Origin of the sequence: Paenisporosarcina cavernae (assembly GCF_003595195.1) — a bacterium.
Lineage (GTDB): Bacteria > Bacillota > Bacilli > Bacillales_A > Planococcaceae > Paenisporosarcina > Paenisporosarcina cavernae.
The window spans coordinates 2,131,042-2,157,722 of the sequence record NZ_CP032418.1 but is presented as its reverse complement, the minus strand read 5'-3'; the positions used below and the strand labels follow the sequence as shown (position 1 = coordinate 2,157,722).

The 26,681-nt window shown below is 43.1% G+C and carries 20 protein-coding genes, 9 tRNA genes and 3 rRNA genes; 26 read left to right on the top strand and 6 right to left on the bottom strand.

The features are described from left to right. Nucleotides 1-82: 82 nt before the first annotated feature. Both D3873_RS11105 and D3873_RS11100 read left to right on the top strand, forming a co-directional pair. A complete protein-coding gene (locus D3873_RS11105; protein WP_119884071.1) occupies nt 83-2,299 on the top strand; it encodes a ribonucleoside-diphosphate reductase subunit alpha in 2,217 nt (738 codons plus the stop codon). 12 nt (nt 2,300-2,311) lie between these two features. Continuing rightward, nucleotides 2,312-3,349: a ribonucleotide-diphosphate reductase subunit beta gene (locus D3873_RS11100; protein ID WP_119884070.1), complete on the top strand. Its 1,038-nt coding sequence runs from the start codon at nt 2,312-2,314 to the stop codon at nt 3,347-3,349. Nucleotides 3,350-3,391: 42 nt separating this feature from the next. On the opposite strand, the gene D3873_RS11095 is transcribed toward D3873_RS11100, so the two are convergent. Genes D3873_RS11095 through D3873_RS13700 form a run of 3 tightly spaced genes read right to left on the bottom strand, consistent with a single transcriptional unit; the run spans nt 3,392 to nt 5,155 of the window. After that, entirely contained in the window at nt 3,392-4,045 is a 654-nt protein-coding gene (locus D3873_RS11095) for a hypothetical protein (RefSeq protein ID WP_119884069.1), read from the bottom strand. A 39-nt stretch (nt 4,046-4,084) separates the two neighbouring features. Further along, complete coding sequence (locus tag D3873_RS11090; protein WP_119884068.1) at nt 4,085-4,960, bottom strand: hypothetical protein; 876 nt, start codon at nt 4,958-4,960, stop codon at nt 4,085-4,087. A 12-nt stretch (nt 4,961-4,972) separates the two neighbouring features. After that, nucleotides 4,973-5,155 (bottom strand): RNA polymerase sigma factor, encoded by a 183-nt coding sequence (locus D3873_RS13700; protein ID WP_420799003.1) that lies wholly within the window; start codon nt 5,153-5,155, stop codon nt 4,973-4,975. 220 nt (nt 5,156-5,375) lie between these two features. On the opposite strand from D3873_RS13700, the gene D3873_RS11080 reads away from it, so the two are divergent. The 13 genes from D3873_RS11080 (at nt 5,376) to rrf (ending at nt 14,134) form a co-directional block, all read left to right on the top strand. Then, nucleotides 5,376-7,544 carry a Tex family protein gene (locus D3873_RS11080; RefSeq protein ID WP_119884066.1) on the top strand — a complete coding sequence of 723 codons (2,169 nt, stop codon included), beginning with the start codon at nt 5,376-5,378 and terminating at the stop codon, nt 7,542-7,544. 57 nt (nt 7,545-7,601) lie between these two features. Then, nucleotides 7,602-8,066: a SprT family protein gene (locus D3873_RS11075; RefSeq protein WP_119884065.1), complete on the top strand. Its 465-nt coding sequence runs from the start codon at nt 7,602-7,604 to the stop codon at nt 8,064-8,066. A gap of 92 nt (nt 8,067-8,158) precedes the next feature. Next, nucleotides 8,159-8,233: transfer RNA gene (locus D3873_RS11070), tRNA-Asn, on the top strand. 3 nt (nt 8,234-8,236) lie between these two features. Further along, nucleotides 8,237-8,308, top strand: a tRNA-Glu gene (locus tag D3873_RS11065). A 104-nt stretch (nt 8,309-8,412) separates the two neighbouring features. Continuing rightward, a tRNA-Asp gene (locus D3873_RS11060) sits at nt 8,413-8,488 on the top strand. A gap of 5 nt (nt 8,489-8,493) precedes the next feature. Next, a tRNA-Gln gene (locus D3873_RS11055) sits at nt 8,494-8,568 on the top strand. A gap of 5 nt (nt 8,569-8,573) precedes the next feature. Then, a tRNA-Lys gene (locus D3873_RS11050) sits at nt 8,574-8,649 on the top strand. Between the two features lie 61 nt (nt 8,650-8,710). Then, nucleotides 8,711-8,796 (top strand) — tRNA-Leu (locus D3873_RS11045). Between the two features lie 6 nt (nt 8,797-8,802). Then, nucleotides 8,803-8,879: transfer RNA gene (locus D3873_RS11040), tRNA-Arg, on the top strand. 19 nt (nt 8,880-8,898) lie between these two features. Then, nucleotides 8,899-8,972 (top strand) — tRNA-Gly (locus D3873_RS11035). Nucleotides 8,973-9,137: 165 nt separating this feature from the next. Continuing rightward, nucleotides 9,138-10,691, top strand: a 16S ribosomal RNA gene (locus D3873_RS11030). Between the two features lie 302 nt (nt 10,692-10,993). Continuing rightward, nucleotides 10,994-13,926, top strand: a 23S ribosomal RNA gene (locus D3873_RS11025). A 92-nt stretch (nt 13,927-14,018) separates the two neighbouring features. Next, nucleotides 14,019-14,134: ribosomal RNA gene (rrf, locus tag D3873_RS11020) — 5S ribosomal RNA — on the top strand. The 16S, 23S and 5S rRNA genes sit together here with 8 tRNA genes alongside, the layout of an rRNA operon. Nucleotides 14,135-14,625: 491 nt before the next feature. Here rrf and ytxJ read toward each other — a convergent pair. Further along, nucleotides 14,626-14,952: a bacillithiol system redox-active protein YtxJ gene (ytxJ, locus tag D3873_RS11015; RefSeq protein WP_162920188.1), complete on the bottom strand. Its 327-nt coding sequence runs from the start codon at nt 14,950-14,952 to the stop codon at nt 14,626-14,628. A 181-nt stretch (nt 14,953-15,133) separates the two neighbouring features. Between ytxJ and D3873_RS11010 the strand changes: the two genes are divergently transcribed. The 5 genes from D3873_RS11010 to tsaD all read left to right on the top strand — a co-directional run bounded on the left by D3873_RS11010 (nt 15,134) and on the right by tsaD (nt 17,946). Next, nucleotides 15,134-15,209: transfer RNA gene (locus D3873_RS11010), tRNA-Asp, on the top strand. A 122-nt stretch (nt 15,210-15,331) separates the two neighbouring features. Beyond that, nucleotides 15,332-15,784, top strand: coding sequence for a tRNA (adenosine(37)-N6)-threonylcarbamoyltransferase complex ATPase subunit type 1 TsaE (tsaE, locus tag D3873_RS11005; RefSeq protein WP_119884063.1), 453 nt, complete (start codon nt 15,332-15,334; stop codon nt 15,782-15,784). Next, nucleotides 15,781-16,482 carry a tRNA (adenosine(37)-N6)-threonylcarbamoyltransferase complex dimerization subunit type 1 TsaB gene (gene tsaB, locus D3873_RS11000; protein ID WP_119884062.1) on the top strand — a complete coding sequence of 234 codons (702 nt, stop codon included), beginning with the start codon at nt 15,781-15,783 and terminating at the stop codon, nt 16,480-16,482. The genes tsaE and tsaB overlap by 4 nt, the downstream gene beginning before the upstream one ends. Then, complete coding sequence (gene rimI, locus D3873_RS10995) at nt 16,472-16,927, top strand: ribosomal protein S18-alanine N-acetyltransferase (protein WP_119884061.1); 456 nt, start codon at nt 16,472-16,474, stop codon at nt 16,925-16,927. Before tsaB ends, rimI begins: the two co-directional genes overlap by 11 nt. Further along, nucleotides 16,924-17,946, top strand: a complete 1,023-nt coding sequence (tsaD, locus tag D3873_RS10990; protein ID WP_119884060.1) for a tRNA (adenosine(37)-N6)-threonylcarbamoyltransferase complex transferase subunit TsaD — start codon at nt 16,924-16,926, stop codon at nt 17,944-17,946. Before rimI ends, tsaD begins: the two co-directional genes overlap by 4 nt. A gap of 339 nt (nt 17,947-18,285) precedes the next feature. On the opposite strand, the gene D3873_RS10985 is transcribed toward tsaD, so the two are convergent. Continuing rightward, complete coding sequence (locus tag D3873_RS10985; RefSeq protein ID WP_119884059.1) at nt 18,286-20,223, bottom strand: ABC-F family ATP-binding cassette domain-containing protein; 1,938 nt, start codon at nt 20,221-20,223, stop codon at nt 18,286-18,288. A 144-nt stretch (nt 20,224-20,367) separates the two neighbouring features. Here D3873_RS10985 and tatA point away from each other — a divergent pair, with 144 nt between their 5' ends. From tatA to D3873_RS10970, 3 genes are all read left to right on the top strand, one after another. After that, nucleotides 20,368-20,565 carry a twin-arginine translocase TatA/TatE family subunit gene (tatA, locus tag D3873_RS10980; RefSeq protein ID WP_119884058.1) on the top strand — a complete coding sequence of 66 codons (198 nt, stop codon included), beginning with the start codon at nt 20,368-20,370 and terminating at the stop codon, nt 20,563-20,565. Between the two features lie 12 nt (nt 20,566-20,577). Next, on the top strand, nt 20,578-21,360 hold the full coding sequence (gene tatC / locus D3873_RS10975) for a twin-arginine translocase subunit TatC (protein ID WP_119884543.1): 783 nt from the start codon (nt 20,578-20,580) through the stop codon (nt 21,358-21,360). Nucleotides 21,361-21,619: 259 nt separating this feature from the next. Continuing rightward, nucleotides 21,620-22,603 (top strand): ring-cleaving dioxygenase, encoded by a 984-nt coding sequence (locus D3873_RS10970; protein WP_119884057.1) that lies wholly within the window; start codon nt 21,620-21,622, stop codon nt 22,601-22,603. A 38-nt stretch (nt 22,604-22,641) separates the two neighbouring features. On the opposite strand, the gene D3873_RS10965 is transcribed toward D3873_RS10970, so the two are convergent. Continuing rightward, the gene (locus tag D3873_RS10965) at nt 22,642-23,373 is read right to left on the bottom strand and encodes a CPBP family intramembrane glutamic endopeptidase (protein ID WP_238473776.1); all 732 of its coding nucleotides are present in this window, start codon (nt 23,371-23,373) and stop codon (nt 22,642-22,644) included. Nucleotides 23,374-23,568: 195 nt separating this feature from the next. Between D3873_RS10965 and groES the strand changes: the two genes are divergently transcribed. The 3 genes from groES to D3873_RS10950 all read left to right on the top strand — a co-directional run bounded on the left by groES (nt 23,569) and on the right by D3873_RS10950 (nt 26,678). Next, a complete protein-coding gene (gene groES, locus D3873_RS10960) occupies nt 23,569-23,853 on the top strand; it encodes a co-chaperone GroES (protein ID WP_119884056.1) in 285 nt (94 codons plus the stop codon). A gap of 30 nt (nt 23,854-23,883) precedes the next feature. Beyond that, nucleotides 23,884-25,515: a chaperonin GroEL gene (gene groL / locus D3873_RS10955; RefSeq protein ID WP_119884055.1), complete on the top strand. Its 1,632-nt coding sequence runs from the start codon at nt 23,884-23,886 to the stop codon at nt 25,513-25,515. A gap of 344 nt (nt 25,516-25,859) precedes the next feature. Further along, the gene (locus D3873_RS10950; protein ID WP_119884054.1) at nt 25,860-26,678 is read left to right on the top strand and encodes a phosphoribosyltransferase-like protein; all 819 of its coding nucleotides are present in this window, start codon (nt 25,860-25,862) and stop codon (nt 26,676-26,678) included. Nucleotides 26,679-26,681 lie beyond the last annotated feature (3 nt).

Sequence of the window (26,681 nt, the reverse complement as noted above, 5' to 3'; positions counted from 1 at the left end):
ACGCGTTTTTTCGTCGTTTTCAAACGGCGGTTCCCTGAAAAGGTGAGCCGTCGCTTTTTTGTGTCAAAAAGGAGGAAGCCCCATGAAGACTCACACACTTTTCCGTAGTGAAGAACAATTGAAACAGCGGTTTACTGCTGAACAACTTGACGATTTTTGGCGTGTCTCTAAGCGCTGGAAGATTCGTCACCCGCAAGGCGCGGAGGACGCCTGGCAACAAGCTATGATCTTAGAAGCCCTCAGCTTACTCGATGAACGAAACCCACACTATACCTTTGTAGCAGCCAGTCTCTATGAACAACAACTGTATCACCAGGTGGCAGCTTCACGAGGGGTTGAAGTCGATCATGTTCACCAGGTCTTCGCACGAGAAGCAAATCGGTTGGCAGCGAAAGGGCTCTATCAAGCAGAAGTCGTTTCGAGCTTCACTCAACAAGAACTCACGGAGATGAGCACCTGGCTCGATCGATCGCGCAACCAACTATTCACCTATATTGGATTGAAGACGTTAGTCGACCGTTACGTGACGCGTGATTTTAATCGGCAAGTAGTCGAGCTTCCACAAGAACGCTGGCTGATGATTGCCATGACATTGCACCGACACGAGACAGAACATCGCCTTGAAAAGATCAAAGAAGCTTACTGGGCACTCAGTAATCTCTATATGACAGTTGCGACGCCCACTCTTGCGAATGCAGGGAAACCAAATGGTCAGCTGTCGAGCTGCTTTATTGATACCGTCGATGATAGCTTACAAGGCATTTACGACAGCAATACCGACGTCGCCACGTTATCAAAGTATGGTGGTGGGATAGGTGTATACATGGGCAAAGTGCGTAGCAGAGGTTCGAGCATCCGAGGGTTCAAAAATGCATCGAGTGGTGTTGTGCCATGGATCAAACAACTGAACAACACCGCAGTCAGTGTGGATCAACTGGGTCAGCGTCAAGGGGCTATTGCAGTCTACCTCGATGCATGGCATAAAGATATTCTCGCGTTTCTTGATCTCCGCCTCAACAACGGTGACGAGCGACTTCGGGCACATGATATCTTCACAGGCATCTGTCTACCTGACCTCTTTATGGAAAAAGTAGAAGCACGAGAAGACTGGCATTTGTTTGACCCTTATGAAGTGAGAACTGTCATGGGATTTTCTCTTGAAGACAGCTATGACGAGTTCGATGGCCGAGGCACATTTCGCACGAGGTATGAAGCGTGTGTTGCTCATCCTGAATTGACGCGTGACACCGTGCCGGCTATAGAAATCATGAAGCGCGTGATGAAGAGTCAGCTCGAAACCGGCGTGCCATTTCATTTTTACCGAGACGAAGTGAACCGTCAGAATCCTAATTCACACGCGGGGATGATTTACTCAAGCAACCTTTGTACAGAAATCATGCAGAACATGTCGGCCACCACGTTTCAGTCGACAGCCATTGAAGACGATGTCATCGTAACGAAACGCATTCCAGGAGATTTTGTGGTGTGTAACTTGTCGTCGATCCATCTGGCTCGGGCAGTTGAAGATGATGTACTGGAGCGCTTAATTCCAGTCCAAGTTCGCATGCTCGACAATGTCATTGATTTGAATGAACTACCCGTCCCACAGGCGAAGCGGACAAATCAGCGTTATCGCGGCATTGGGCTGGGCACATTTGGGTGGCATCATCTGCTTGTGAAGAAAGGAATTCGTTGGGAGTCAAAAGAAGCGTCAAAGTTTGCGGATGAACTTTACGAGCAAATTGCATGGCTGACCATCAAAGCCTCTGCCGATCTAGCAGAAGAACGAGGGACGTATCCTTTATTTGAAGGGTCCGACTGGGAAACAGGTGCCTACTTCGGGAAAAGAGGATATACAGAAGAGAAGTGGAAGCAACTGAAAGAACAAGTGGCGACAACAGGAATACGTAACGGCTATTTAATGGCGGTGGCTCCGAACTCCTCAACAGCCATCATTGCAGGAACAACAGCAAGCATTGACCCGATCTTCCAGAAGGTCTACTCCGAAGAAAAGAAAGATTACAAGATTCCCGTCACCGCACCGGACTTGAATGAAGAGACGACATGGTATTACAAGTCAGCGTATTACATTGACCAGCACTGGACGATTCGTCAAAATGCCGCTCGTCAGAAGCATATCGACCAAAGTATATCTTTAAACTTTTACGTTCAAAACACGATTCAAGCGAAAGAACTGTTGGCTCTTCACCTAGATGCTTGGAAGAGCAAGATGAAATCCACATACTATGTACGATCCACATCCATCGAACTGATCGATTGTGATTCGTGTTCAAGTTAAGGAGGAGAAAATATGACACTAGCAAAACGAGTACTACTCGATGAAACGGCACCCAACCGTTCGACAGGTATTGTGAACGGAGAATCTTCAAATATATTGAACTGGGATGATGTTCGGTTTCGCTGGGCGTATCCTAAATACAAAAAGATGCTCGGGAATTTCTGGACACCGTTTGAAATCAACATGAGCCAAGATATTCGCCAGTTTCCAGAGCTTTCACAAGATGAACGTGAATCGTTCTTGAAAATCATTGGGCTTCTTGCATTGCTCGATAGTGTGCAGACAGACTTCGCAGGGAAAGTAGCGGACTATCTGACGGATTCTAGTCTTTCCGCCCTCATGATTATCTTGGCCCAACAAGAAGTCATCCATAACCATTCGTATTCGTATGTGTTATCGAGCCTTGTGAGTGATGCGGAACAGAAAAAAGTCTTTGATTACTGGCGAACGGAAGAAAGTTTGAAGTCTCGAAATCGTTTTGTGGTATCAGGCTATCAAGCGTTTGCGGAGCAACCGACCGTGGAAGGATTACTTGATGCGGTGATTTACGATGTCATCTTGGAAGGGCTATTCTTCTATTCAGGGTTTGCGTATTTTTATCACTTGGCACGTCATCAGAAGATGGTGGCGACCAGTACGATGATTAACTACATCAATCGAGATGAACAACTGCACGTGGATTTATTCGTGAAGATCTATCAAACACTTTTAGATGAACACCCTCACCTCGATACAGCGGAACAACGCGCGAAAGTGACAGCGACATTTCGAGAAGCAGCCGAGCTTGAAATTGATTGGGCATATGAAGTGATAGGTTCAAAGATTGAAGGTTTAGATGTAGACGATGTCGAAGAATACATTCGATTTATGGCGAATGTCAGATGCAATCAACTGGGTGCAGAAAAACCGTATCCTCAAGTGAGGCAAAATCCCCTGCGCTGGATCAAAGCTTACGAAGAAGTGGACCTTGGCAAGACGGACTTCTTCGAGCAGAAATCGCGACAATACGTCAAGGTGAATGTGGCCGATAACGGTTTTGACGAACTATAACAAAAAGACACATGTCCGGTTCAGCAGTCCGGATATGTGTCTTTATTTTGTTTCGCGTGTATCAATCATCGAGAAGGTTCCCGCCATAGCGTCTAAACGAACACCAAAGCCTTCCGAAGCGGCAAGAGGATGGAGTACAGTTAATACGAAAACACCTGTTTTACCCGGGTTTTCAAGGAGATAGACGGTGAAGCGTTCACTATCGCTTGTCCCTGTATGACTAAATGCTTCCAGTGGATCTGTGACTTCCTCGAGGCCTCCAACACGAAAGTCTTCGCGCAACTGTTGCATGCGAGTGTCGGCGAGAGATGTAATGGTTTGATCCGGAACGAATTCAATAGATAAACTAGATAAGGGTGATTCATTAGCTGTAATCGTTTGTGTCAGCCCGTCTTCAAAAGTGAAACGTTCTTCATCTACATAGATGACATATGAATTATCTTGATCAGAATGACGCGTAAGTTCAAGCTTCTCTTGAGTCCCTTCAATTTCAAGGGCCATCTCTTTCGTCTCTGCAAACTCACTCAGATCTGGAAGTTCAATCACTTCTTGTTCCGTGGCCGATTTATTTGGGTCAATTTCTTCTTCGTCAACGAGTTCACCGGGTTTTTGAGGTACTAAATCGGAAGACAGGAAATAAATCAGCCCTATCATCAATGCCGTAAGGAAGAGTACATAGAGTATTCTTTTGCGCATCTTTTTATGGCCCCCTTCACGTACTCACACTATTCCCGTTTATTCCAGCACTTCAAACGTTTTCAACATGGCATGGAACCTTGCGCCATGACCTTCTTGCGCTTCAAGGAAGACCGTTTGAGTAATGACGATCGTGAGATTCTCATATTGCTCTTTAAGGATATAGATGGTCACTACTTCGCTTGAAGGTTCATTACCTGCACGGGCATGGAGTGTGTAAGCATCTAGAGGGTCTGTGACGATGTCTGAAATAAGTTCTGCATCAGGAAAGCGCTGTTGAAGTATATTTGCTTGTTCAGAAGCCACTTGAGTGGGTTGTTTATCAGCAACAGTTTCGATTCGAAGTCCCACTTCTGGATAGCCATTTCCAACTTGATCGCGTGCAGTAATGAAAGTCGCTGTATCGTCAAGTTCAGTCTGGTCGAATGAAATATCGTAGCGCACTTCATCGGCATATAAGAGATAAGCGAAGTTACCGGGTATGACGCGAACCATTGGAATTTGTTCTGTTGTCCCTTCAATTTCAAGTGGGACGTTTTTCTCTTCAGGATGGGTTTGATTAATTTCAGCAATACGTTCTTCAGTAGTAGGCTCGTCGTTTGATGATTCTTCATTAGACGGCTCTTCGTCAGTTTCTTCTACTTCGTCTGTTGTACCGTTATTTCCGTTCGTTTGCTCTTCGGGCTGCTCATCGATTGCTTGCTCAGGTGCTTGAGTATTTTGTGAAAAAAACAACACAGCTGCAATGACGAGAACAAGAGCGGCAATACTTGCCATCCAAGTTCGTTTCATTAGAGATCTCCTCCTCATTTTTTGTTGATCTTTTTTAAGTTCCTGTTCAATGGACATCCATACGTCATCTAAGTCATGTTGTTCAGTTGTGACCTTCTTCAAATCTTGTTCCCACTTTTCCATAGTCTGACCTCCTTATCCCTCTCCATAAGCTTCGCGCATCAATGCTTTTGCTTTCGTCAGCCTGGATTTTAAGGTGTTGATGTTGAGTGACAGCATGTCCGCAATCTCTCTTTCCTTCCAGCCGTCCATGTATTTAAGCAAGAGAGGAATACGGTAGTCTTCAGGTAGACGCATCGCGGCATCGAGTACATCGATTTTCGGTTCTTGTGAATCGTTCGAAGCGAAATGCGTAGTTGATTCTACTGGAAGGAGGCGTGCCTCTTTCTTATTTCCAAAAGAAGAACCGTTAAACTGAATATCCTACTCTTCTAGGTGTTCATGCATGAATGTAGACAAATGGTTGGGTCAAAAATGGTATAATGAGGCGGTGCTTACGAAAGAATGAGTAAGCTTGATTGTAGGGAGGAGCTTTTTTATGGCTGAAACAAAATTATATGAACAGATTGCAAAAGGAACTTCCTCAAAAGTTCACCAAGTTAAAACGGTAGTCGAATTATTAAATGATGGAAATACGGTTCCTTTTATTGCGAGATATCGTAAAGAAGCAACAGGTTCGTTAGATGAAGTGCAAATTAAAGAAATCGAAGATCGATATAAATATATCGTGCAGCTAAATGATCGAAAAGAAGAAGTAGTTCGATTAATTGATGAACAAGGAAAGCTTACAGAAGAATTGGAAAAAAACATTCGAGAAGCAACTGTCTTGCAACGAGTGGAGGATTTCTATCGTCCGTTTAAGCAGAAGCGTCGTACTCGCGCAACGATTGCCAAAGATAAAGGATTAGAACCATTGGCAGATAGCATCCTTACTGAAAATTATCCGACTAATTTGGAGGAATTTGCAGAAACATTCATTTCTGAAGAAAAAGAAGTTCTTTCTATAGAAGACGCGTTGCAAGGTGCACGGGATATTTTAGCAGAACAATTTGCAGATGATCCTAAAATTAGGGAAAAAATTCGTCAATTAACGAGAACAGTTGGGACCATCCAATCACAAGTAAAAGACCAGGAGAAAGATGAAAAAAGTGTTTTTGAAATGTATTATGATTACTCCGAGCCCGTTGCAAAGATTGTTCCACACCGAACACTTGCATTAAATCGTGGAGAGAAAGAAGATATCTTGCGCGTGCAAATTGTTGCGCCAGTGGATCGAGTTATAACACTAATGGAAAATGAATGGTTGCACTCTAAGAAAGCGGATATTGTAGAACAAATTCATCTAGCGATTGACGATTCATACAAACGATTGATTGCACCATCCGTTGAACGAGAAATTCGTAATGAGCTTTCGGAAAAAGCAGAAAATCAAGCAATTCACATCTTCTCGGAAAATCTTAAAAACTTATTATTGCAACCACCAATGAAAGGGAAGATGGTACTTGGAGTAGACCCAGCTTACCGGACTGGTTGTAAACTTGCAGTAGTCGATGAAACGGGGAAAATGTTAGAAGTTTCGGCGATCTACCCACATGCTCCCAAAATGGATGTTGTAGGATCAAGGCGAAAGGTTTTAGATGTGTTGTCGAAATATCCGATTTCCATTATCGCTATAGGGAATGGAACTGCCTCTCGAGAAACGGAACAATTTATCGCATCTTGTTTACAAGAACAAGATGGGGAGACTGCTTACGTGATTGTCAATGAAGCAGGAGCAAGTGTCTATTCAGCTTCTGATGTAGCAAGATCCGAATTTCCAGATTTACAAGTCGAACAACGCAGTGCAGTTTCAATTGCGCGCCGCCTTCAAGATCCGTTGTCTGAGTTAGTGAAAATTGAACCAAAGGCTGTAGGTGTTGGGCAATACCAACACGACGTTTCTCAAAAGAAATTAAATGAATCATTAACATTCGTTGTAGAAACAGCAGTTAACCAGGTGGGTGTGAATGTGAATACCGCATCTGCATCATTGCTACAGTATGTTTCGGGCTTATCAAAAACGGTTGCTGAAAATGTCATAAAACTTCGCGATGAAAAAGGAAAATTCTCGTCACGGACGGAGTTAAAGAAAATCCCTCGTTTAGGTGCGAAAACATATGAACAAGCAATCGGATTCTTACGTGTACCGGAAGGGAAAAACCCGCTAGACGCAACAGGGATTCACCCAGAGTCTTATAAACTTGCGGAAAACATTTTAGAAAAAGCTGGACTTTCCAAAAAGGATATTGGAAAAGAAGTAGCTATCTCAAAATTGGATGAATTATCGATTACCGATCTCGCAACTGAATTAGAGGTAGGAGAAGTGACCATTTTAGATGTAGTGGAAATGCTTAAGCGACCAATGCGAGATCCGAGGGAAGCATTTCCTCAACCCCTGTTAAAAACCGATGTATTAAAAATGGAAGACTTATACGAAGGATTAGAACTTCAAGGGACAGTTCGAAATGTCGTCGACTTCGGTGCGTTTGTAGATATTGGAGTAAAACAAGACGGTTTGGTACACATTTCGAAATTGAAAAATGGTTTTGTTAAACATCCTTTAGATGTAGTTTCACTAGGTGATATTGTAACAGTATGGATTGACCAAGTGGACGTGAAAAAAGGTAGAATCGCTTTAACGATGTTACCGCCGAAGAAATCAGAGTAAGTAAATTTTTTCAGGACAGAGGAAACTTTGTCCTGTTTTTTCAAAGGTAGGGTACGAATGACGAATCAAGAATTACAGAAATTAGTAGAGATAATTTCCCTCGAAATTTTTCATAAAGCATTTCTTCATGAGGCGACGTTCAACAATCGGTTACGAACAACTGGAGGTAGATACTTGCTGAAAACTTCTGCGATTGAAATAAATCCTGCAGTGTTCTCTTTGCACGGAATGGAGGAATTAGATGGTGTCATACGTCATGAGTTATGTCATTATCACCTTCATCGAGAAGGGAAAGGCTATAAACACCGCGATGCAGATTTCAGAAACTTACTAAAAGTATCAAAGGCACCGAGATTTTGCTCCATGTTAATAGAACGAAAAGATAAAAGCGAGAAGAAAATCCATCTATATAAATGCACCTTTTGCGGGTTGGACTATAAACGGAAAATTAAAATGAATGTGGAAAAATACGTGTGCGGAAAGTGTTCAGGACGTCTCCAATATGTATCAGAAAAAAGTTGAAGATAATTATACGGAAAAGTGTTGACTCCACATAAAGTCCTCTCTATAATAAGAAAAGTCGACTCGCACATGAGTGATGATAAACGTTCTTTTCCGAAGTAGCTCAGTGGTAGAGCAACCGGCTGTTAACCGGTTGGTCGCAGGTTCGAATCCTGCCTTCGGAGCCATCTGGCCCCTTGGTCAAGCGGTTAAGACACCGCCCTTTCACGGCGGTAACACGGGTTCGAATCCCGTAGGGGTCATTTCTTTTTAAAAAAGATGGAATAGAGCGTTGCGTGACGTTACATACTGATGAAGTATTTAGTACATAGTTTCTTTAGAGAAAAACGTTTTTCTCACATTATTTGGTCCCGTGGTGTAGCGGTTAACATGCCTGCCTGTCACGCAGGAGATCGCGGGTTCGATTCCCGTCGGGACCGCCATTTTTTGGGGTATAGCCAAGCGGTAAGGCAACGGATTTTGATTCCGTCATGCCCTGGTTCGAATCCAGGTACCCCAGCCATTTTTGAGCCATTAGCTCAGTTGGTAGAGCATCTGACTTTTAATCAGAGGGTCGAAGGTTCGAGTCCTTCATGGCTCACCATTTTAGTTGTTGACATTTCATAATCAGAGCGTATAATAGAACTTGGCTCTAAAATAACTGAGCGGTCGTGGCGGAATGGCAGACGCGCTAGGTTGAGGGCCTAGTGGGAGAAATCCCGTGGAAGTTCGACTCTTCTCGGCCGCACCAAAACTTGCGCCCGTAGCTCAATTGGATAGAGCGTCTGACTACGGATCAGAAGGTTATGGGTTCGACTCCTGTCGGGCGCGCCAACATACTTTATAATTTAATGCGGGTGTAGTTTAGTGGTAAAACCTCAGCCTTCCAAGCTGATGATGAGGGTTCGATTCCCTTCACCCGCTCCAATATTACTTTTGAACCTTGAAAACTGAACAGCAAAACGTTAACTATAACAGTTTGTCGGTAACCGACCTCCGTCGGAGCCATAAACAAAACTTAGAAACAAAAGTTTCTATTTTAAATGGACATCATTAAGATGCCAGCAAACAGCATGAGCAATCATGCTCTCTATGATGGAGAGTTTGATCCTGGCTCAGGACGAACGCTGGCGGCGTGCCTAATACATGCAAGTCGAGCGGAAAGAAGAAGAAGCTTGCTTCTTCTGATTTTAGCGGCGGACGGGTGAGTAACACGTGGGCAACCTGCCCTGTAGATTGGGATAACTCCGGGAAACCGGGGCTAATACCGAATAATCCTTCGAATTTCATGATTTGAAGTTGAAAGACGGTCTCGGCTGTCACTACAGGATGGGCCCGCGGCGCATTAGCTAGTTGGTAGGGTAACGGCCTACCAAGGCGACGATGCGTAGCCGACCTGAGAGGGTGATCGGCCACACTGGGACTGAGACACGGCCCAGACTCCTACGGGAGGCAGCAGTAGGGAATCTTCCACAATGGACGAAAGTCTGATGGAGCAACGCCGCGTGAGTGAAGAAGGTTTTCGGATCGTAAAACTCTGTTGTGAGGGAAGAACAGGTAGGGGAGTAACTGTCCTTACTATGACGGTACCTCATTAGAAAGCCACGGCTAACTACGTGCCAGCAGCCGCGGTAATACGTAGGTGGCAAGCGTTGTCCGGAATTATTGGGCGTAAAGCGCGCGCAGGCGGTCCTTTAAGTCTGATGTGAAAGCCCACGGCTCAACCGTGGAGGGTCATTGGAAACTGGAGGACTTGAGTGCAGAAGAGGAAAGCGGAATTCCACGTGTAGCGGTGAAATGCGTAGAGATGTGGAGGAACACCAGTGGCGAAGGCGGCTTTCTGGTCTGTAACTGACGCTGAGGCGCGAAAGCGTGGGGAGCAAACAGGATTAGATACCCTGGTAGTCCACGCCGTAAACGATGAGTGCTAAGTGTTAGGGGGTTTCCGCCCCTTAGTGCTGCAGCTAACGCATTAAGCACTCCGCCTGGGGAGTACGGCCGCAAGGCTGAAACTCAAAGGAATTGACGGGGGCCCGCACAAGCGGTGGAGCATGTGGTTTAATTCGAAGCAACGCGAAGAACCTTACCAGGTCTTGACATCCCACTGACCGGCATAGAGATATGCTTTTCCCTTCGGGGACAGTGGTGACAGGTGGTGCATGGTTGTCGTCAGCTCGTGTCGTGAGATGTTGGGTTAAGTCCCGCAACGAGCGCAACCCTTGATCTTAGTTGCCAGCATTTAGTTGGGCACTCTAAGGTGACTGCCGGTGACAAACCGGAGGAAGGTGGGGATGACGTCAAATCATCATGCCCCTTATGACCTGGGCTACACACGTGCTACAATGGACGGTACAAAGGGTTGCGAACCCGCGAGGGGGAGCTAATCCCATAAAACCGTTCTCAGTTCGGATTGTAGGCTGCAACTCGCCTACATGAAGCCGGAATCGCTAGTAATCGCGGATCAGCATGCCGCGGTGAATACGTTCCCGGGCCTTGTACACACCGCCCGTCACACCACGAGAGTTTGTAACACCCGAAGTCGGTGAGGTAACCTTTTGGAGCCAGCCGCCGAAGGTGGGACAGATGATTGGGGTGAAGTCGTAACAAGGTAGCCGTATCGGAAGGTGCGGCTGGATCACCTCCTTTCTAAGGATAATTACGGAAGATGAACCTTCGGTTCATCGGTTAACGTTTTGCGTTCAGTTTTGAAGGTTCACAAGAAAAGCGGAATGAGGCATGATAGGCCGACTACCACTTTGGACCTGCGACTGCGTCATCTTGATGACGAGGGAGTAGGGAAAAGAGGTTGCGGACTGCCGAGTGAGCTAGACAGTGAAAACTTCAAACTTGTTCTTTGAAAACTGGATAAAACGACATTGAAAGCAACACATTGTAAGTAAGATTCAAGGTAAACAGTTTTGAACTGTTTCCATGCAAGGCTTATTAACGGTTAAGTTAATAAGGGCGCACGGTGAATGCCTTGGCACTAGGAGCCGAAGAAGGACGGTACGAACACCGATATGCCTCGGGGAGCTGTAAGTAAGCATTGATCCGGGGATTTCCGAATGGGGAAACCCACTGTTTTTAATCGAGCAGTACGTTTACGTGAATTCATAGCGTAATCGAGGCACACCCAGGGAACTGAAACATCTAAGTACCTGGAGGAAGAGAAAGAAAAATCGATTCCCTGAGTAGCGGCGAGCGAAACGGGAAGAGCCCAAACCAAGAGGCTTGCCTCTTGGGGTTGTAGGACACTCAATACGGAGTTACAAAAGAACGGGGTAGGCGAAGCGATCTGGAAAGGTCCGCGAAACAAGGTAACAGCCCTGTAGTCGAAAGTTCGTTCTCTCCTGAGTGGATCCTGAGTACGGCGGAACACGTGAAATTCCGTCGGAATCCGGGAGGACCATCTCCCAAGGCTAAATACTCCCTAGTGACCGATAGTGAACCAGTACCGTGAGGGAAAGGTGAAAAGCACCCCGGAAGGGGAGTGAAAAAGATCCTGAAACCGTGTGCCTACAAGTAGTTAGAGCCCGTTAATGGGTGATAGCGTGCCTTTTGTAGAATGAACCGGCGAGTTACGATTGCGTGCAAGGTTAAGCTGAGAAGGCGGAGCCGTAGCGAAAGCGAGTCTGAATAGGGCGAATGAGTACGTAGTTGTAGACCCGAAACCAGGTGATCTACCCATGTCCAGGGTGAAGGTAAGGTAACACTTACTGGAGGCCCGAACCCACGCATGTTGAAAAATGCGGGGATGAGGTGTGGGTAGCGGAGAAATTCCAATCGAACCTGGAGATAGCTGGTTCTCTCCGAAATAGCTTTAGGGCTAGCCTCAAACGTGAGAATCCTGGAGGTAGAGCACTGTTTGGACTAGGGGCCCATCCCGGGTTACCGAATTCAGACAAACTCCGAATGCCAGAGATTTATGTTTGGGAGTCAGACTGCGAGTGATAAGATCCGTAGTCAAGAGGGAAACAGCCCAGACCACCAGCTAAGGTCCCCAAGTAATTGTTAAGTGGAAAAGGATGTGGCGTTGCTTAGACAACCAGGATGTTGGCTTAGAAGCAGCCATCATTTAAAGAGTGCGTAATAGCTCACTGGTCGAGTGACGCTGCGCCGAAAATGTATCGGGGCTAAACAATTCACCGAAGCTGTGGATTGACACCGTAGGTGTCAGTGGTAGGAGAGCGTTCTAAGGGCGTTGAAGCTAGACCGGAAGGACTGGTGGAGCGCTTAGAAGTGAGAATGCCGGTATGAGTAGCGAAAGACGGGTGAGAATCCCGTCCACCGAATGACTAAGGTTTCCTGAGGAAGGCTCGTCCGCTCAGGGTTAGTCGGGACCTAAGTCGAGGCCGATAGGCGTAGACGATGGACAACAGGTTGATATTCCTGTACCACCTCCCCGCCGTTTGAGTAATGGGGGGACGCAGTAGGATAGGGTAAGCGTGCCGTTGGTTGTGCACGTTCAAGCAGTGAGATGTGGAATGAGGCAAATCCCGTTCCTATAACATTGAGCTGTGATGACAAGGACCACTTGGTCTGGAGTTCCTGATTTCACACTGCCAAGAAAAGCCTCTAACGAGGCGGGAGGTGCCCGTACCGCAAACCGACACAGGTAGTCGAGGAGAGAATCCTAAGGTGATCGAGAGAACTCTCGTTAAGGAACTCGGCAAAATGACCCCGTAACTTCGGGAGAAGGGGTGCTCTATTAGGGTGTTAAAGCCCGAGAGAGCCGCAGTGAATAGGCCCAGGCGACTGTTTAGCAAAAACACAGGTCTCTGCAAAACCGTAAGGTGACGTATAGGGGCTGACGCCTGCCCGGTGCTGGAAGGTTAAGAGGAGTGCTTAGCGCAAGCGAAGGTGCGAATTGAAGCCCCAGTAAACGGCGGCCGTAACTATAACGGTCCTAAGGTAGCGAAATTCCTTGTCGGGTAAGTTCCGACCCGCACGAAAGGCGTAACGATCTGGGCACTGTCTCAACGAGAGACTCGGTGAAATTATAGTACCTGTGAAGATGCAGGTTACCCGCGACAGGACGGAAAGACCCCGTGGAGCTTTACTGTAGCCTGATATGGAATTTTGGTACAACTTGTACAGGATAGGTAGGAGCCTAAGAGCCCGGAGCGCCAGCTTCGGAGGAGGCGTCGGTGGGATACTACCCTGGTTGTATTGAACTTCTAACCCATACCCGTAAGCCGGGTAGGAGACAGTGTCAGGCGGGCAGTTTGACTGGGGCGGTCGCCTCCTAAAGTGTAACGGAGGCGCCCAAAGGTTCCCTCAGAATGGTTGGAAATCATTCGTAGAGTGTAAAGGCAGAAGGGAGCTTGACTGCGAGACCTACAAGTCGAGCAGGGTCGAAAGACGGGCTTAGTGATCCGGTGGTTCCGCATGGAAGGGCCATCGCTCAACGGATAAAAGCTACCCCGGGGATAACAGGCTTATCTCCCCCAAGAGTCCACATCGACGGGGAGGTTTGGCACCTCGATGTCGGCTCATCGCATCCTGGGGCTGTAGTCGGTCCCAAGGGTTGGGCTGTTCGCCCATTAAAGCGGTACGCGAGCTGGGTTCAGAACGTCGTGAGACAGTTCGGTCCCTATCCGTCGTGGGCGTAGGAAATTTGAGAGGAGCTGTCCTTAGTACGAGAGGACCGGGATGGACACACCGCTGGTGTACCAGTTGTTCTGCCAAGAGCATCGCTGGGTAGCTATGTGTGGACGGGATAAGTGCTGAAAGCATCTAAGCATGAAGCCCCCCTCAAGATGAGATTTCCCATTACGCAAGTAAGTAAGATCCCTCAAAGACGATGAGGTAGATAGGTTCGAGGTGGAAGCGTGGCGACACGTGCAGCTGACGAATACTAATCGATCGAGGACTTAACCAAAAAACGTGGAACGTCGCAAGACGTTTCCACCGAACGTGTTCTTTCAATGACGTTTATCCAGTTTTGAGTGAACAAACACTCGAACAAAATAATCCAGTGATTATGGCAAAGAGGTCACACCCGTTCCCATACCGAACACGGAAGTTAAGCTCTTTAGCGCCGATGGTAGTTGGGGGTTTCCCCCTGTGAGAGTAGGACGTCGCTGGGCTACTAAGGAATTCTTCTTATGAGGAGTTCCTTTTTTTATGGAGAAAACTTCGTTGAACTCTCACGTGAGAGGCCGGCTTCATGCACGCGACGTCCTGTCGCTTAGCCGGCACTAGCACATCCGGTGCGTCGTAGGACGTCGCTGGGCAATGAGGATCAACCATTTATCATTTATGGTTGGTTCTTTTTTTATGGGAAATTCTTATGTTGTTTCATTGGCGTAGCGTTAAGTGGAATAATAGATGGAAAATTAGTATATGTATCAAAAATGTAGGGGAATTTATCGTCTATCAGCGGGAAATCGCGTTCTATAAGTGGAAAACTGTCTCCCATCAGCGCTGAGGAAGTCTTTAACGGCGCAAATTTTCTCCTATCGGCGAATATCGTCTTTCTATCGGCGCTTAGACTTCTCCATCAGAATGAGAACAAAGTTTTCATCGAAAAACCATGTCGTGTGCACAAAAAAAGTTGCTACTTCGTAGCAACTTAAGTTTAGGCAAAGTTCTCGGCAGCTTCTTGTAGTGTTTTGCGAGTGATTGCGGAATGTGTTTCTTGCCAGATGCATTCTCCATCTTTCAATAAAAAGACTTGTGGACTTTCGTGTCGAACATCTAGTTCTTCTGCAATCAGATTTGAAATATCGCGTGCATGTTGTACCACTAGATTGTACTTTGGTACGTTTGTTTCAAATTGTTTGTATTCAATTTCTGCACGTAGGCTAATTGGGCATGTGTTGCTTGTTTTCATAACAAAAACTGCTTCTGATCTAGAGTGTTCTTTTGCTTGTTCCCATTGCTCGGTTGTTGTGATTGTATGCATGTATGTCATCCTTTCTTTCTGTTTTTACCATAATGAAAGGTCGAGATTTTTTCAATTGGAACGACTTATTTATAGCTAGTAATGATCTTTTCTCTGTTTGATTAAACTATTTTCGAAAAACACTTGTATTACAGGGGGAGATTGATATAATAATACATGTTGCTAGAAATTCTCACATAAAGGTCCCGTGGTGTAGCGGTTAACATGCCTGCCTGTCACGCAGGAGATCGCGGGTTCGATTCCCGTCGGGACCGCCATTATATGAATTATTCATCCACACAGAAAGTATTTCTTTCTCTGTGGATTTTCTTATGCTTAGAAGTGACCTATAGGGTTATTTTCGCTACACTTATAGTATTGATTGGAGGAGGGAACAACGATGGAAAAAACAATTGCGGTTCATTCACTAGAGGAGACACGAACTTTGGCGATGAAGCTTGCTCATCTTGTTCAACCTCAAGACGTGATTACCTTAGACGGAGATTTGGGAGCGGGAAAGACAACTTTCACACAGTTCTTCGCAAAAGGATTAGGAATTACAAGAATTGTGAATAGCCCAACGTTTACGATAATGAAGCAATATGAAGGGAAATTTCCTTTTAATCACTTGGATGTCTACCGACTAGAAGACAGTGTGGACGATCTTGGATGGGACGAGATATTTTTCGGAGATGCGGTGACAATTGTAGAATGGTCTTCCATTATCAACTCGGAATTGCCACAAGATCGCTTGATGATTCATATTGCTCGAGTTGCCGAAGAAGAACGTGCGTTTACCATTCGTGCAACGGGAGAGCGTTCTGAAAGCCTTTTAAAGGAGTTAATAACATGATTTGGTTAGGTATTGATACATCCAATACACCTCTAGCTGTTGCCATCATGAAAGATGGTCAAGTACTGACAGAGTATCTCCAAACGGAGAAATTATCCCATTCCATTGGCGCGATGCCTGCTGTTGAAAAAGCGATGCAGGATGCTTCAATATCTCCAGCAGATTTAGACGCAATTGCAGTAGCAGAGGGGCCAGGTTCTTACACAGGAGTTCGTATAGGGGTTACGCTAGCGAAAACGTTAGCATGGACATTGAAAATCCCATTAGTCGGTGTTTCTAGTATGGAAGTGTTAGCACAGAACGGACGATCCTTTCCAGGAATCGTCTGTGCACTTGTTGATGCACGACGTGGTTATGGGTTTATAATTGCGGTGAATGAAAAGCAGGAAACACTTGTTGAAACTGGATATTACTCTGTAGAAGATGTAGTGAAATCTTTATCCCAAAATGAAGGGGATATTTTATTCCTTGGTGAAAATGTGGAAACACATTGGGAGAAAATCACAAGTATTCTTGGAGAACGAGCGAAGCGAGCAGATCAAGTGTTAGATGCCCCAAATGCTGTTCATCTCATTCAACTAGCACAACAAAAAGAGCTTCCATCCATTGAAAGTACGCACACTTTTGTCCCAATGTATAAACGAATTACAGAAGCAGAAGCGAACTTACAGAAAGCGAATCAGAACAATGACAACTAATATTCTCTATCGGAAAATGACATACGAAGATATTACCTCGGTCCTAGCGATTGAACGGGAAGCATTCACCTTGCCTTGGACGGAGGAAGCATTTCAACATGAAATGACAAACAACTTCCATGCGTATTATGTCGTAGCGGAAACTGCGGAACATCAAATCGTCGGATTTTGTGGGATGTGGCTCGTCATGGATGAATGCCACATAACGAATGTGGCTGTTCTACAAGCGTTCAAGGGACGCAAAATCGGAGAAGGATTAATGCGGGAAGCTATCCGTGTATCAAAAGAGCACGGAGCGGTTTTGATGACGTTAGAAGTTCGGGTAACAAATACTCCAGCACAAAATCTGTACCGAAAACTAGGGTTTAAAGACGGTGGTATTCGGAAGAATTATTATACGGATAACCAAGAGGATGGGCTGGTAATGTGGGTGGAATTTACATGAAACAAGATACGTATATTTTAGGTATTGAAACGAGTTGTGATGAAACAGCAGTGGCGATTGTGAAAAACGGAACGGAAATTATCACGAATGTCGTGGCATCTCAAATACAAACGCATAAGCAATTTGGTGGTGTCGTTCCAGAAATCGCATCAAGACAGCACGTGGAGCAGATGACACTTGTACTGGAGCAAGCATTAAAAGAAGCGAATCTATTACCCTCAGAACTTTCTGCTGTGGCAGTTACGGAAGGACCTGGATTAGTAGGCGCGTTATTAGTAGGAATACAAGCTGCGAAAGCATTTGCCTTTGCGAATAACTTGCCATTAATAGGTGTACATCACATTGCAGGGCACATTTATGCCAATGCTTTAGTGACTGAGTTAGAATTTCCTCTTTTAACGCTCGTCGTTTCTGGCGGACACACGGAGCTTGTGGTAATGAAAGAACATGGCGATTTTCAAGTTATAGGAGAAACTCGCGATGATGCAGCAGGTGAGGCCTATGATAAAGTAGCCCGAGTTCTCCATTTGCCGTATCCGGGTGGCCCTCATGTAGATCGTTTAGCAATGGAAGCAGAGGAAAAGGTTTCATTTCCAAAAGTGTGGTTGGAAGAAGGATCCTATGATTTTAGCTTTAGCGGATTGAAATCAGCCGTGATCAACTACAAACATAACGCTGAGCAAAAAGGGGAAGAAATTACCCCTTCTGCGGTGGCAGCAGGATTTCAAGAAAGTGTCGTGGAAGTGCTCGTGACGAAAACGATGCGAGCAGCAAACGAATATGGTGTTGCTCAAATTCTTGCAGCTGGAGGCGTTTCTGCGAATAAAGGCTTACGCACTGCATTGAAGGCAGCATGTGAGAAAGCAGGCATTCCGCTCGTGATTCCGCCATTATCGTTATGCACAGATAACGCAGCAATGATTGCAGCTGCTGGCTATCATATGTTTTTAGCTGGAAAACGTTCGGATTATGCATTGAATGGAAGACCAGGAATGGAGCTTACTAGCTGGAATGAATAACTACCCGATTTTCTCTACAATTCTTTGATGGATTGGATGAGAAAGTCGGTTTTTTATACCAAAACTCATTTTCTCTGTCAATAGAGAACATGCGTACTTATGCACAAAATGTGGATAACTTGTGGGTAAGTAGCGGATAAACAACATATAGTGGTTCGATTTCCGAAACAATCTGTGTATAAAAAGAATTTACCTTGTGGATAATGTGGATAAGTCTGTGTATAGCCTATTAAATCAACATTTTAGATGTGCACAAATCTGTGGAAATCCGAATGTCGAAAAATAGTACTTGACCAAGATATATGTAGAAAAAAACAACCTATGCCGAGGCATAAGTTGTTACTCGTTTAATGTATCTAATTCTTGTTGTAATTCTAGCCATTCTAGTTCTAGTAAATCTTGTTGTTCCTTTTCGGCTTCGATTGATTGTTGGATGTCGTAGAGTGCTTCATGATCTCCCGTAATATCCGGATCTAATAATTTCTCATGCAGTTCGCCAATCGATTCTTCCACACGCTGCATGGCATTTTCAAGCTCGTCCATTTGTCTTGTGATTTGACGGATTCGCTTTTTCGCTTCTTTATCGATTTGCGAATGGGCCGAGGTGGAAATGGCAGGCCGCTTCTCATCTTCTGTTTTTGTTAGTGCTGCTATCTCTGCTTGCTCTAGTTTTTTCTCCACATAATAATCGTAATCTCCAAGGTATAGCGTCGTCCCGTTAGGGGTTACTTCCAACACTTTATTGGCAATTCGATTAATGAAGTAACGATCATGTGACACAAATAGGATTGTGCCTGGAAAGTTTAATAAGGCATTTTCTAACACGATTTTACTGTCTAAGTCTAAATGGTTGGTCGGCTCATCCAAAATGAGAGTGTTGGATTTTAAGAGCATCAGTTTCGCTAATGCGACACGTGCTTTCTCTCCACCTGAAAGCGATGAAATTGGTTTTTCCACGTCATCCCCGCTGAATAAAAACCGTCCTAGGATAGAGCGGATATCTTTTTCATTCATCAATGGCCACTCATCCCACAACTCACGAAGGACGGTACGATTTCCCGTAAGCTTTGCTTGTTGCTGGTCGTAATAACCGAATTGAACATTTGTGCCATAATGAATCGTACCTTTAATAGGAGGCAAGTCTTTCACGATTGTTTTCAACAACGTCGATTTTCCGACACCATTTGGACCGACAATTGCGATTCGATCTTCTCTATATACTTGTACGTTCATTTCTTTACACGTTGGATTTCCATCGTAGCCGACGGTTAAATCACGGATTGATAAGACATCATTCCCACTTTGTTTGTCCAAACCAAATCCAAAATTCGCTGATTTTTCTTTCCCATCCGGAGCTTCCATCCAGTCGGTCTTTTCGAGCACTTTTCGTCTCGATTGCGCCATTTTCGTAGTGGATGCACGGGCAATATTCTTTTGTACAAATTCTTCTAGCTTTGCCTTTTCGGATTGCTGCTTTTCAAAGAGTTTTTTATCTCGTTCGTAATTCGCAGCTTTTTGATCTAAATAGGCAGAGTAATTTCCAACATATCGTGACACCTGATGTCTCGATACTTCATATACATAATCGACAACTTGATCAAGGAAATAACGGTCATGCGAGACGATGAGGATCGCTCCAGGATATCCTTGCAAATATTTTTCAAGCCAAGCTAACGTATCCATATCTAAATGGTTCGTAGGCTCATCGAGAATGAGTAAATCTGGTTTCGTTAATAGTAACTTAGCTAACGCTAATCTTGTTTTTTGCCCACCGGATAGAGACTGAATTGGTGTCTCGAAATCGGCCGGATAAAATTGCATCCCATGTAAAACAGAACGAATATCGGATTCATACTGATAGCCACCCGCATCTTTAAATGCGGTCTGTTTTTGGTCATAGTCAGCTAATAACTTGGCATAGCGCTCTTCATTCCCAGTAATTGCAGGATCAGACATTTGCTGTTCCATCGCTCGCAGTTCTTTTTCATCGGTAATGAAATGAGCGAACAGCGAAAGCATTTCTTCCCAAATCGATAAGGTCGAATCAATTCCTGCATGCTGTTCTAAATATCCAATTCGAATATGTTTCGGGATAATAATATCACCTGAGTCAAATGATAATTCTCCCGCGATAATTTTTAACAAAGTGGATTTTCCCGCCCCGTTACGCCCAACAAGTGCGACACGATCACGTTCTCCAACTTCCATTTTGACGCCACTTAATATCTCGTCCACGACGAAGGACTTTACGACATTCTGTACTTGCAATACATACATCTAACTCACCTCAAATCTACTCTTAAGTGTAGCGAAAATTAAGGTTTGGCGCAATTTGAAAAGTTCACAGTTCGTTCATGAAAGGAAATGGCTATTATACGCTAAATGCGTTAGAATAGAACCATAACTAAGGGAGGTGCTGTCATGGCTCCGGGTATTGGTAGTTTAATTATTATCGGGATTATCGCATTGCTGATTTTTGGACCGAAGAAATTGCCTGAGTTAGGTAAAGCGTTTGGTTCTTCCTTACGTGAGTTTAAAAACGCAACAAAAGGATTAGCAGATGACGAGCAAGATGACAAACAAGTCATCGAAGCGAAAAAGGTAGAAGAGACGAAGTAAGGATTGGTTTTTGTGAATCAAAACGAATTAACCTTAATCGAGCATATAGAAGAAATTCGAAAACGACTGATGATAATCGTCGTTTTCTTTGTTGTAGCGTTTATTGGTAGTTTCTTTGTCGCAAAGCCGATCATTCACTTTTTGCAGTTTAGCGAAGAAGCGAAGCAATTGACGCTCCATGCATTTACAATTACCGATCCAATCATGATTTACTTGAAAGTAATTATTGTGTTATCTCTAGTGGTGACGTCTCCGGTGATCTTGTACCAATTGTGGGGATTTGTTAGCCCGGGACTATATGAAACAGAACGCAAAGCGACACTAAGCTATATTCCCTTTACATTCTTTTTATTTGTAGGTGGAATTTTGTTTAGCTATAAGGTGTTATTTCCGTTTATCGTGGAATACATGATTTTATTATCTGGTGATCTAGGCATCACTCAAGTCATTGGAATAAATGAGTATTTTAACTTTCTATTTCAAGTGACGATTCCGTTCGGATTTATTTTTCAATTACCAGTTGTGTTATTGTTTCTTGCACGGCTAGGGTTAATAAATCCCATGACACTATCGAAAATCCGAAAGTACGCGTACTTTGTGTTATTTGTGATTGCGGCGTTTATTACACCGCCTGATATTTTCTCGCATTTACTTGTGACGGTACCACTGTTTGCTCTATACGAATTGAGCGTGTTTATCTCTCGATTTGGCTATCGCAAATATGTGTTAGCAGAGCAAAAGCGGGAATTAGAACTAGCAAGTAGTGGCAACGAACATGCCGTCGAATCGAAATGATTCGGCGGTTTTTTACGTATAAAAAAGTAATGATAGGATGGTTTTTGGAAATAAATGTATCAATTCTTGGTATTCTCCCATTTTGTCTTGGTTTGGAGTTAAAATGTCTCGAGAAAGAGGAAAAGTGGTCATATTAAGAATCGCTTCATTCAAGTTGCTTCTTAAAAGAGATAAATTCCACTTCAAACCAACTTCTTGACAAATTATCTCGAATTCGAGATAATAATTACAAGAAGTAAATGTTAGAGGAGAGATCGTTATGAATGAGTTAAAAGGAATTCATCACGTAACAGCTATTACGAGCAGTGCGGAAAAAAATTATGAGTTTTTCACGTATGTCTTAGGTATGCGTTTAGTGAAAAAAACAGTCAACCAAGATGATATTCGTACGTATCATTTATTTTTTGCAGACGATAAAGGATCAGCCGGAACGGATATGACGTTTTTCGATTTTCCAGGAATTCAAAAAGGAACGCACGGAACGAACGAAATTTATAAAACGGCGTTCCGTGTTCCGACTGATGATGCACTTCATTACTGGATAAAGCGTTTTGACAAATATAATGTCAAACATGGTGGTGTGCAGGAACTATTCGGAAAACAAACGCTGTCATTTGTGGATTTTGATGATCAACAGTATATGTTAATTTCGGATGAGTTAAATGAAGGGGTTGCATCTGGGACACCCTGGCAAAATGGTCCGGTTCCATTAGAGTACGCGATTACAGGACTTGGTCCCATTCATATTCGTATTGCAAATTTTGAGGCGTTCAAACGTGTGTTAGAGGAAGCAATGGAAATGAAAGAAATTGCGAAGGAAGAATCCCTTCATTTATTCGAAGTAGGAGAAGGTGGCAATGGCGCACAAGTGATCGTCGAACATAACACGCTCTTACCACAAGGAATGCAAGGATTTGGTACGGTGCATCATGCCGCGTTCCGCGTGGAGGATACGAATGCGCTACACTACTGGATTGACCGGATGCAAAATTTAGGATTTGGAACATCTGGCTATGTAGACCGTTTCTTCTTCGAGTCGTTATACGCGCGAGTTGCACCAGGAATTTTATTCGAATGGGCAACAGACGGTCCAGGATTTATGGGAGATGAGCCGTACGAAACGGTGGGGGAAAAATTATCATTGCCACCATTCTTAGAATCGAAACGGGAACAAATTGAACAGATTGTGCGCCCGATTGATACAGTACGTAGTACATTGACTATAGAAAAAGAATACCTGTAACGAATAAATCCGTGAACAAGTCCGTTCACGGATTTTTACTATTGTAAATGATGCAAGATGAATTGAAGACTTTTTTGAAATTTTTCAAGTGCATCAATATTCAATTGGATAACGGTCACAAATCCATTTAACAGCATATGTGCGATAAATGAAGTAAGAAGGCGCTTCGTTATGTAGTACAAATAGGCGAATATAAATCCACTAATTGCATACAGTATGATGTGTGCAAAATCGAAGTGAATAATGGCGAACACGACAGCACTAACGATTGCCGCAATGACAAAATTCGATTTACCTAAAACAGTTCCAAAAATAACGCGACGAAATACCACTTCTTCTAAAAATGGAGCAAATAATACAATGGAAAAAATCGCAACTGGAGCTGCACTAGCTATCTCAAGAAATTGAGCCGTATTTTCAGAACCAGGCGGGATGCCGATTAATGACTCTATGTAGGCACCAATTGATTGGCCAATTAGTACGAGGAAAAATCCGATAATACCGAAGCCAATCGACTTTCCTATGCTCGCTTTCTTCCCCGGTAAATCCACGAAATTCTTCTCTTTGCGGATGAGGAATAAAAAAATCACCGCTGCAAGTGACATGCTGACGAACACAAACCAGCCATTTGTCATTAGTTCTGCCATTTTTAAATCGTTTGGATAAACACCTTGAAAATAGAGGAACAATAATGGTCCAATGAGAAATCCGGAGAGCTGCATGAGTATATAGACAATGAGTAAAATTGCGAGTGTTTTGTTTTTCTTCACGTAATGAAGTCCCTTCTTTGATAAGCGTATCTTCCTTTATTCTAAAGGGATTGATACCTCTTTGCAAAATTATAAAATGAAGAGGGTTTATACTTGCAAAAAAAGAACGAATTCATTATTATAATACTTGTGTTAGCACTCGATAGTTTAGAGTGCTAATAAAATCGAACAACCATTTTGAGGAGGTAGTTTCACTTGTTAAAACCATTAGGCGATCGTATCGTAATCGAATTAGTCGAAGCGGAGGAAACAACATCTTTCGGCATCGTACTTCCGGACTCTGCAAAAGAGAAACCGCAGGAAGGGAAAGTAGTTGCTGTAGGTACTGGACGTGTATTAGATAACGGCACACGCGTGGATCTTGACGTAAAAGAAGGAGATAAAATCATCTTCTCGAAATACGCAGGAACAGAAGTGAAATACGCAGGCAACGAATACTTAATCTTACGCGAGAGCGATATTTTAGCAATTGTAGAATAATTCATTTCCAAATAGGAGGGTACATTCAACATGGCAAAAGAAATTAAATTTAGTGAAGACGCACGTAGTTTAATGCTTCGTGGAGTAGATAAATTAGCAGACGCTGTGAAAGTGACACTTGGACCTAAGGGGCGTAACGTCGTTTTAGAGAAAAAATTCGGTTCACCACTTATTACGAATGACGGTGTGACAATCGCAAAAGAAATTGAATTAGAAGATGCATTCGAAAACATGGGTGCAAAATTAGTAGCAGAAGTTGCTTCGAAAACAAACGAAATTGCAGGGGACGGTACAACAACTGCAACTGTTCTAGCGCAAGCAATGATTCGTGAAGGACTAAAAAACGTGACAGCTGGTGCAAACCCTGTTGGAATCCGTAAAGGAATCGAAAAAGCGGTGGCAGCTGCAGTAACTGAACTTAAAGAAATCTCTAAAGAAATCGAAGGCAAAGAGTCAATTGCACAGGTAGCAGCAATTTCTGCAGCCGACGAAGAAGTTGGCCAATTAATTGCTGAAGCAATGGAACGCGTTGGGAACGACGGTGTTATTACGATCGAAGAGTCAAAAGGATTTACTACGGAGCTAGATGTTGTAGAAGGGATGCAATTCGACCGAGGATACGCATCGCCGTACATGGTAACAGATTCTGAAAAAATGGAAGCTGTACTAGATAATCCGTATATCCTCATTACAGATAAAAAAATTACGAACATCCAAGAAATCCTTCCTGTTTTAGAGCAAGTGGTACAACAAGGCAAACCGTTAATCTTAATCGCTGAAGATGTTGAAGGCGAAGCACTTGCAACATTAGTAGTGAACAAATTACGTGGTACATTCAATGCTGTTGCTGTAAAAGCTCCAGGATTCGGTGATCGTCGTAAAGCAATGCTTGAAGACATTGCGATCTTAACAGGTGGTGAAGTTATAACGGAAGATCTAGGTCTAGACTTAAAATCCGCTTCCATCACGCAACTTGGACGCGCAGCGAAAGTAGTTGTTACAAAAGAAAATACGACTATCGTTGAAGGATCTGGCGATACAGCGAAAATTTCTGCACGTGTCACACAAATTCGCTCGCAATTAGAAGAAACTTCTTCTGAATTTGATAAAGAAAAACTACAAGAACGTTTAGCAAAACTTTCTGGTGGTGTAGCAGTAATTAAAGTTGGAGCTGCAACAGAAACAGAATTGAAAGAACGCAAACTTCGTATTGAAGACGCGTTAAACTCTACGCGCGCAGCAGTCGAAGAAGGTATCGTATCTGGTGGTGGTACTGCACTAGTAAACGTATATAACAAAGTATCAGAAGTGACAGCTGAAGAAACTGGCGACGTCGCTACTGGTGTGAAAATTGTTTTACGTGCATTAGAAGAACCAGTTCGTCAAATTGCAAATAACGCAGGATTAGAAGGTTCAATCATTGTAGATCGTCTAAAACGCGAAGCAATTGGTATCGGATTCAACGCAGCAAACGGCGAATGGGTGAACATGATGGAATCTGGTATCGTAGATCCAACAAAAGTTACTCGTTCTGCATTACAAAACGCAGCATCTGTAGCAGCGATGTTCTTAACAACAGAAGCAGTAGTTGCAGATATTCCAGAACCAGCTCCAGCAATGCCAGACATGAGCGGCATGGGTGGAATGGGCGGCATGATGTAAGTTACGGTTTAACCATTTAAAAGAAAATTGGAAAGCTTCCCTTTTGTTCTAATGAGCAGAAGGGAAGCTTTTTTGAGTTTCTGAAATTTTTTAGTTACTACGACTCAATGTATAAAAGTTAATTCAATTTCGAAAATATATTAATATTTTCCAATACTTCAATACTTGAAGAACGGATTATTAGTATATTTCCGGATTTTTAATATATATATTTAATTTTATTGAAGTCATGGAACTTATAAATGTATAATCACAATATAAAACTAAATCACCTTAATCCATCGTTATTCATTGATACCGTGTAAATTATGTTATTTAAAAAATTTATTTTCAGGAGTAGGTTAATGAACTCTGATATTTTAATAAAAATTGAAGATATTTTCGATAACAAAGGATGGAATAAAGACTCAATAATGTATAATCATTTCATCACTTCATTAGAAAAATTAAATCTTGATGAGCAATTTTTTATAATCAATCTAACTGAGAAGTTTACATATATTACTATAACTGAATATGAAAATTTGATTTTGAAAATGTTCGAAGATGCTTTTAATAAAGGTTACTTAAGAAAAAAAATTTACGTGATACCATTATTGAAATATTCTGGAAACTTTGAGAGTGAAATGAAGTTGGTTAAAAGTTCTAATTTCGTTGCTTATCTAACGAAGTCAATGTTATTTAATTATCAAAAATGGAAAAAAGGGAAAAAAATTAATGTGTATAATTTTTTGAATGAAGACGATATTAAAGAAATAAATGAAAAAAATAATCTAGTTATTTTTATTGACGATTATATTGGTTCTGGTAATACCGCTAAACAGTGTTTAGAAGAATATATTTCTAAAGGATTAAATATAAACAATATACTAATAATGTCTATGTGTATCGAAGATAACGCAAAAAAAATATTCGATAGCATGAGACTTAACTACATTCATTCAGAAATAGATTATTATAACATCAGAGATGTCTTGAAAGATTCCAAAGATGATGAAATGAGTATTTTAAAGAATATTTCCAAGAAAATTAATGCTTCAGATGATTTTGCCTTTGGGTATAATAAAACAGGTGCATTAATATCTTTAATCCGAACTCCAAATAACACAATCCCTTTCTTTTGGTCTACAAAAAAGGGGAGAAAGGCTCCGTTTCCAAGATAATAA

Bases quoted from the DNA above. Each gene is read 5' to 3' on its own strand.
- tsaD (WP_119884060.1), top strand. From the start codon at position 16,924: ATGAAACAAGATACGTATATTTTAGGTATTGAAACGAGTTGTGATGAA.
- tsaB (WP_119884062.1), top strand. From the start codon at position 15,781: ATGATTTGGTTAGGTATTGATACATCCAATACACCTCTAGCTGTTGCC.
- D3873_RS10950 (WP_119884054.1), top strand. From the start codon at position 25,860: ATGAACTCTGATATTTTAATAAAAATTGAAGATATTTTCGATAACAAA.
- D3873_RS11095 (WP_119884069.1), bottom strand. From the start codon at position 4,045: ATGCGCAAAAGAATACTCTATGTACTCTTCCTTACGGCATTGATGATA.
- tsaE (WP_119884063.1), top strand. From the start codon at position 15,332: ATGGAAAAAACAATTGCGGTTCATTCACTAGAGGAGACACGAACTTTG.
- D3873_RS11080 (WP_119884066.1), top strand. From the start codon at position 5,376: ATGGCTGAAACAAAATTATATGAACAGATTGCAAAAGGAACTTCCTCA.
- D3873_RS11100 (WP_119884070.1), top strand. From the start codon at position 2,312: ATGACACTAGCAAAACGAGTACTACTCGATGAAACGGCACCCAACCGT.
- D3873_RS10985 (WP_119884059.1), bottom strand. From the start codon at position 20,223: ATGTATGTATTGCAAGTACAGAATGTCGTAAAGTCCTTCGTCGTGGAC.
- D3873_RS10970 (WP_119884057.1), top strand. From the start codon at position 21,620: ATGAATGAGTTAAAAGGAATTCATCACGTAACAGCTATTACGAGCAGT.
- groL (WP_119884055.1), top strand. From the start codon at position 23,884: ATGGCAAAAGAAATTAAATTTAGTGAAGACGCACGTAGTTTAATGCTT.
- tatA (WP_119884058.1), top strand. From the start codon at position 20,368: ATGGCTCCGGGTATTGGTAGTTTAATTATTATCGGGATTATCGCATTG.
- rimI (WP_119884061.1), top strand. From the start codon at position 16,472: ATGACAACTAATATTCTCTATCGGAAAATGACATACGAAGATATTACC.
- D3873_RS11090 (WP_119884068.1), bottom strand. From the start codon at position 4,960: ATGGAAAAGTGGGAACAAGATTTGAAGAAGGTCACAACTGAACAACAT.
- D3873_RS11075 (WP_119884065.1), top strand. From the start codon at position 7,602: ATGACGAATCAAGAATTACAGAAATTAGTAGAGATAATTTCCCTCGAA.
- ytxJ (WP_162920188.1), bottom strand. From the start codon at position 14,952: ATGCATACAATCACAACAACCGAGCAATGGGAACAAGCAAAAGAACAC.
- D3873_RS11105 (WP_119884071.1), top strand. From the start codon at position 83: ATGAAGACTCACACACTTTTCCGTAGTGAAGAACAATTGAAACAGCGG.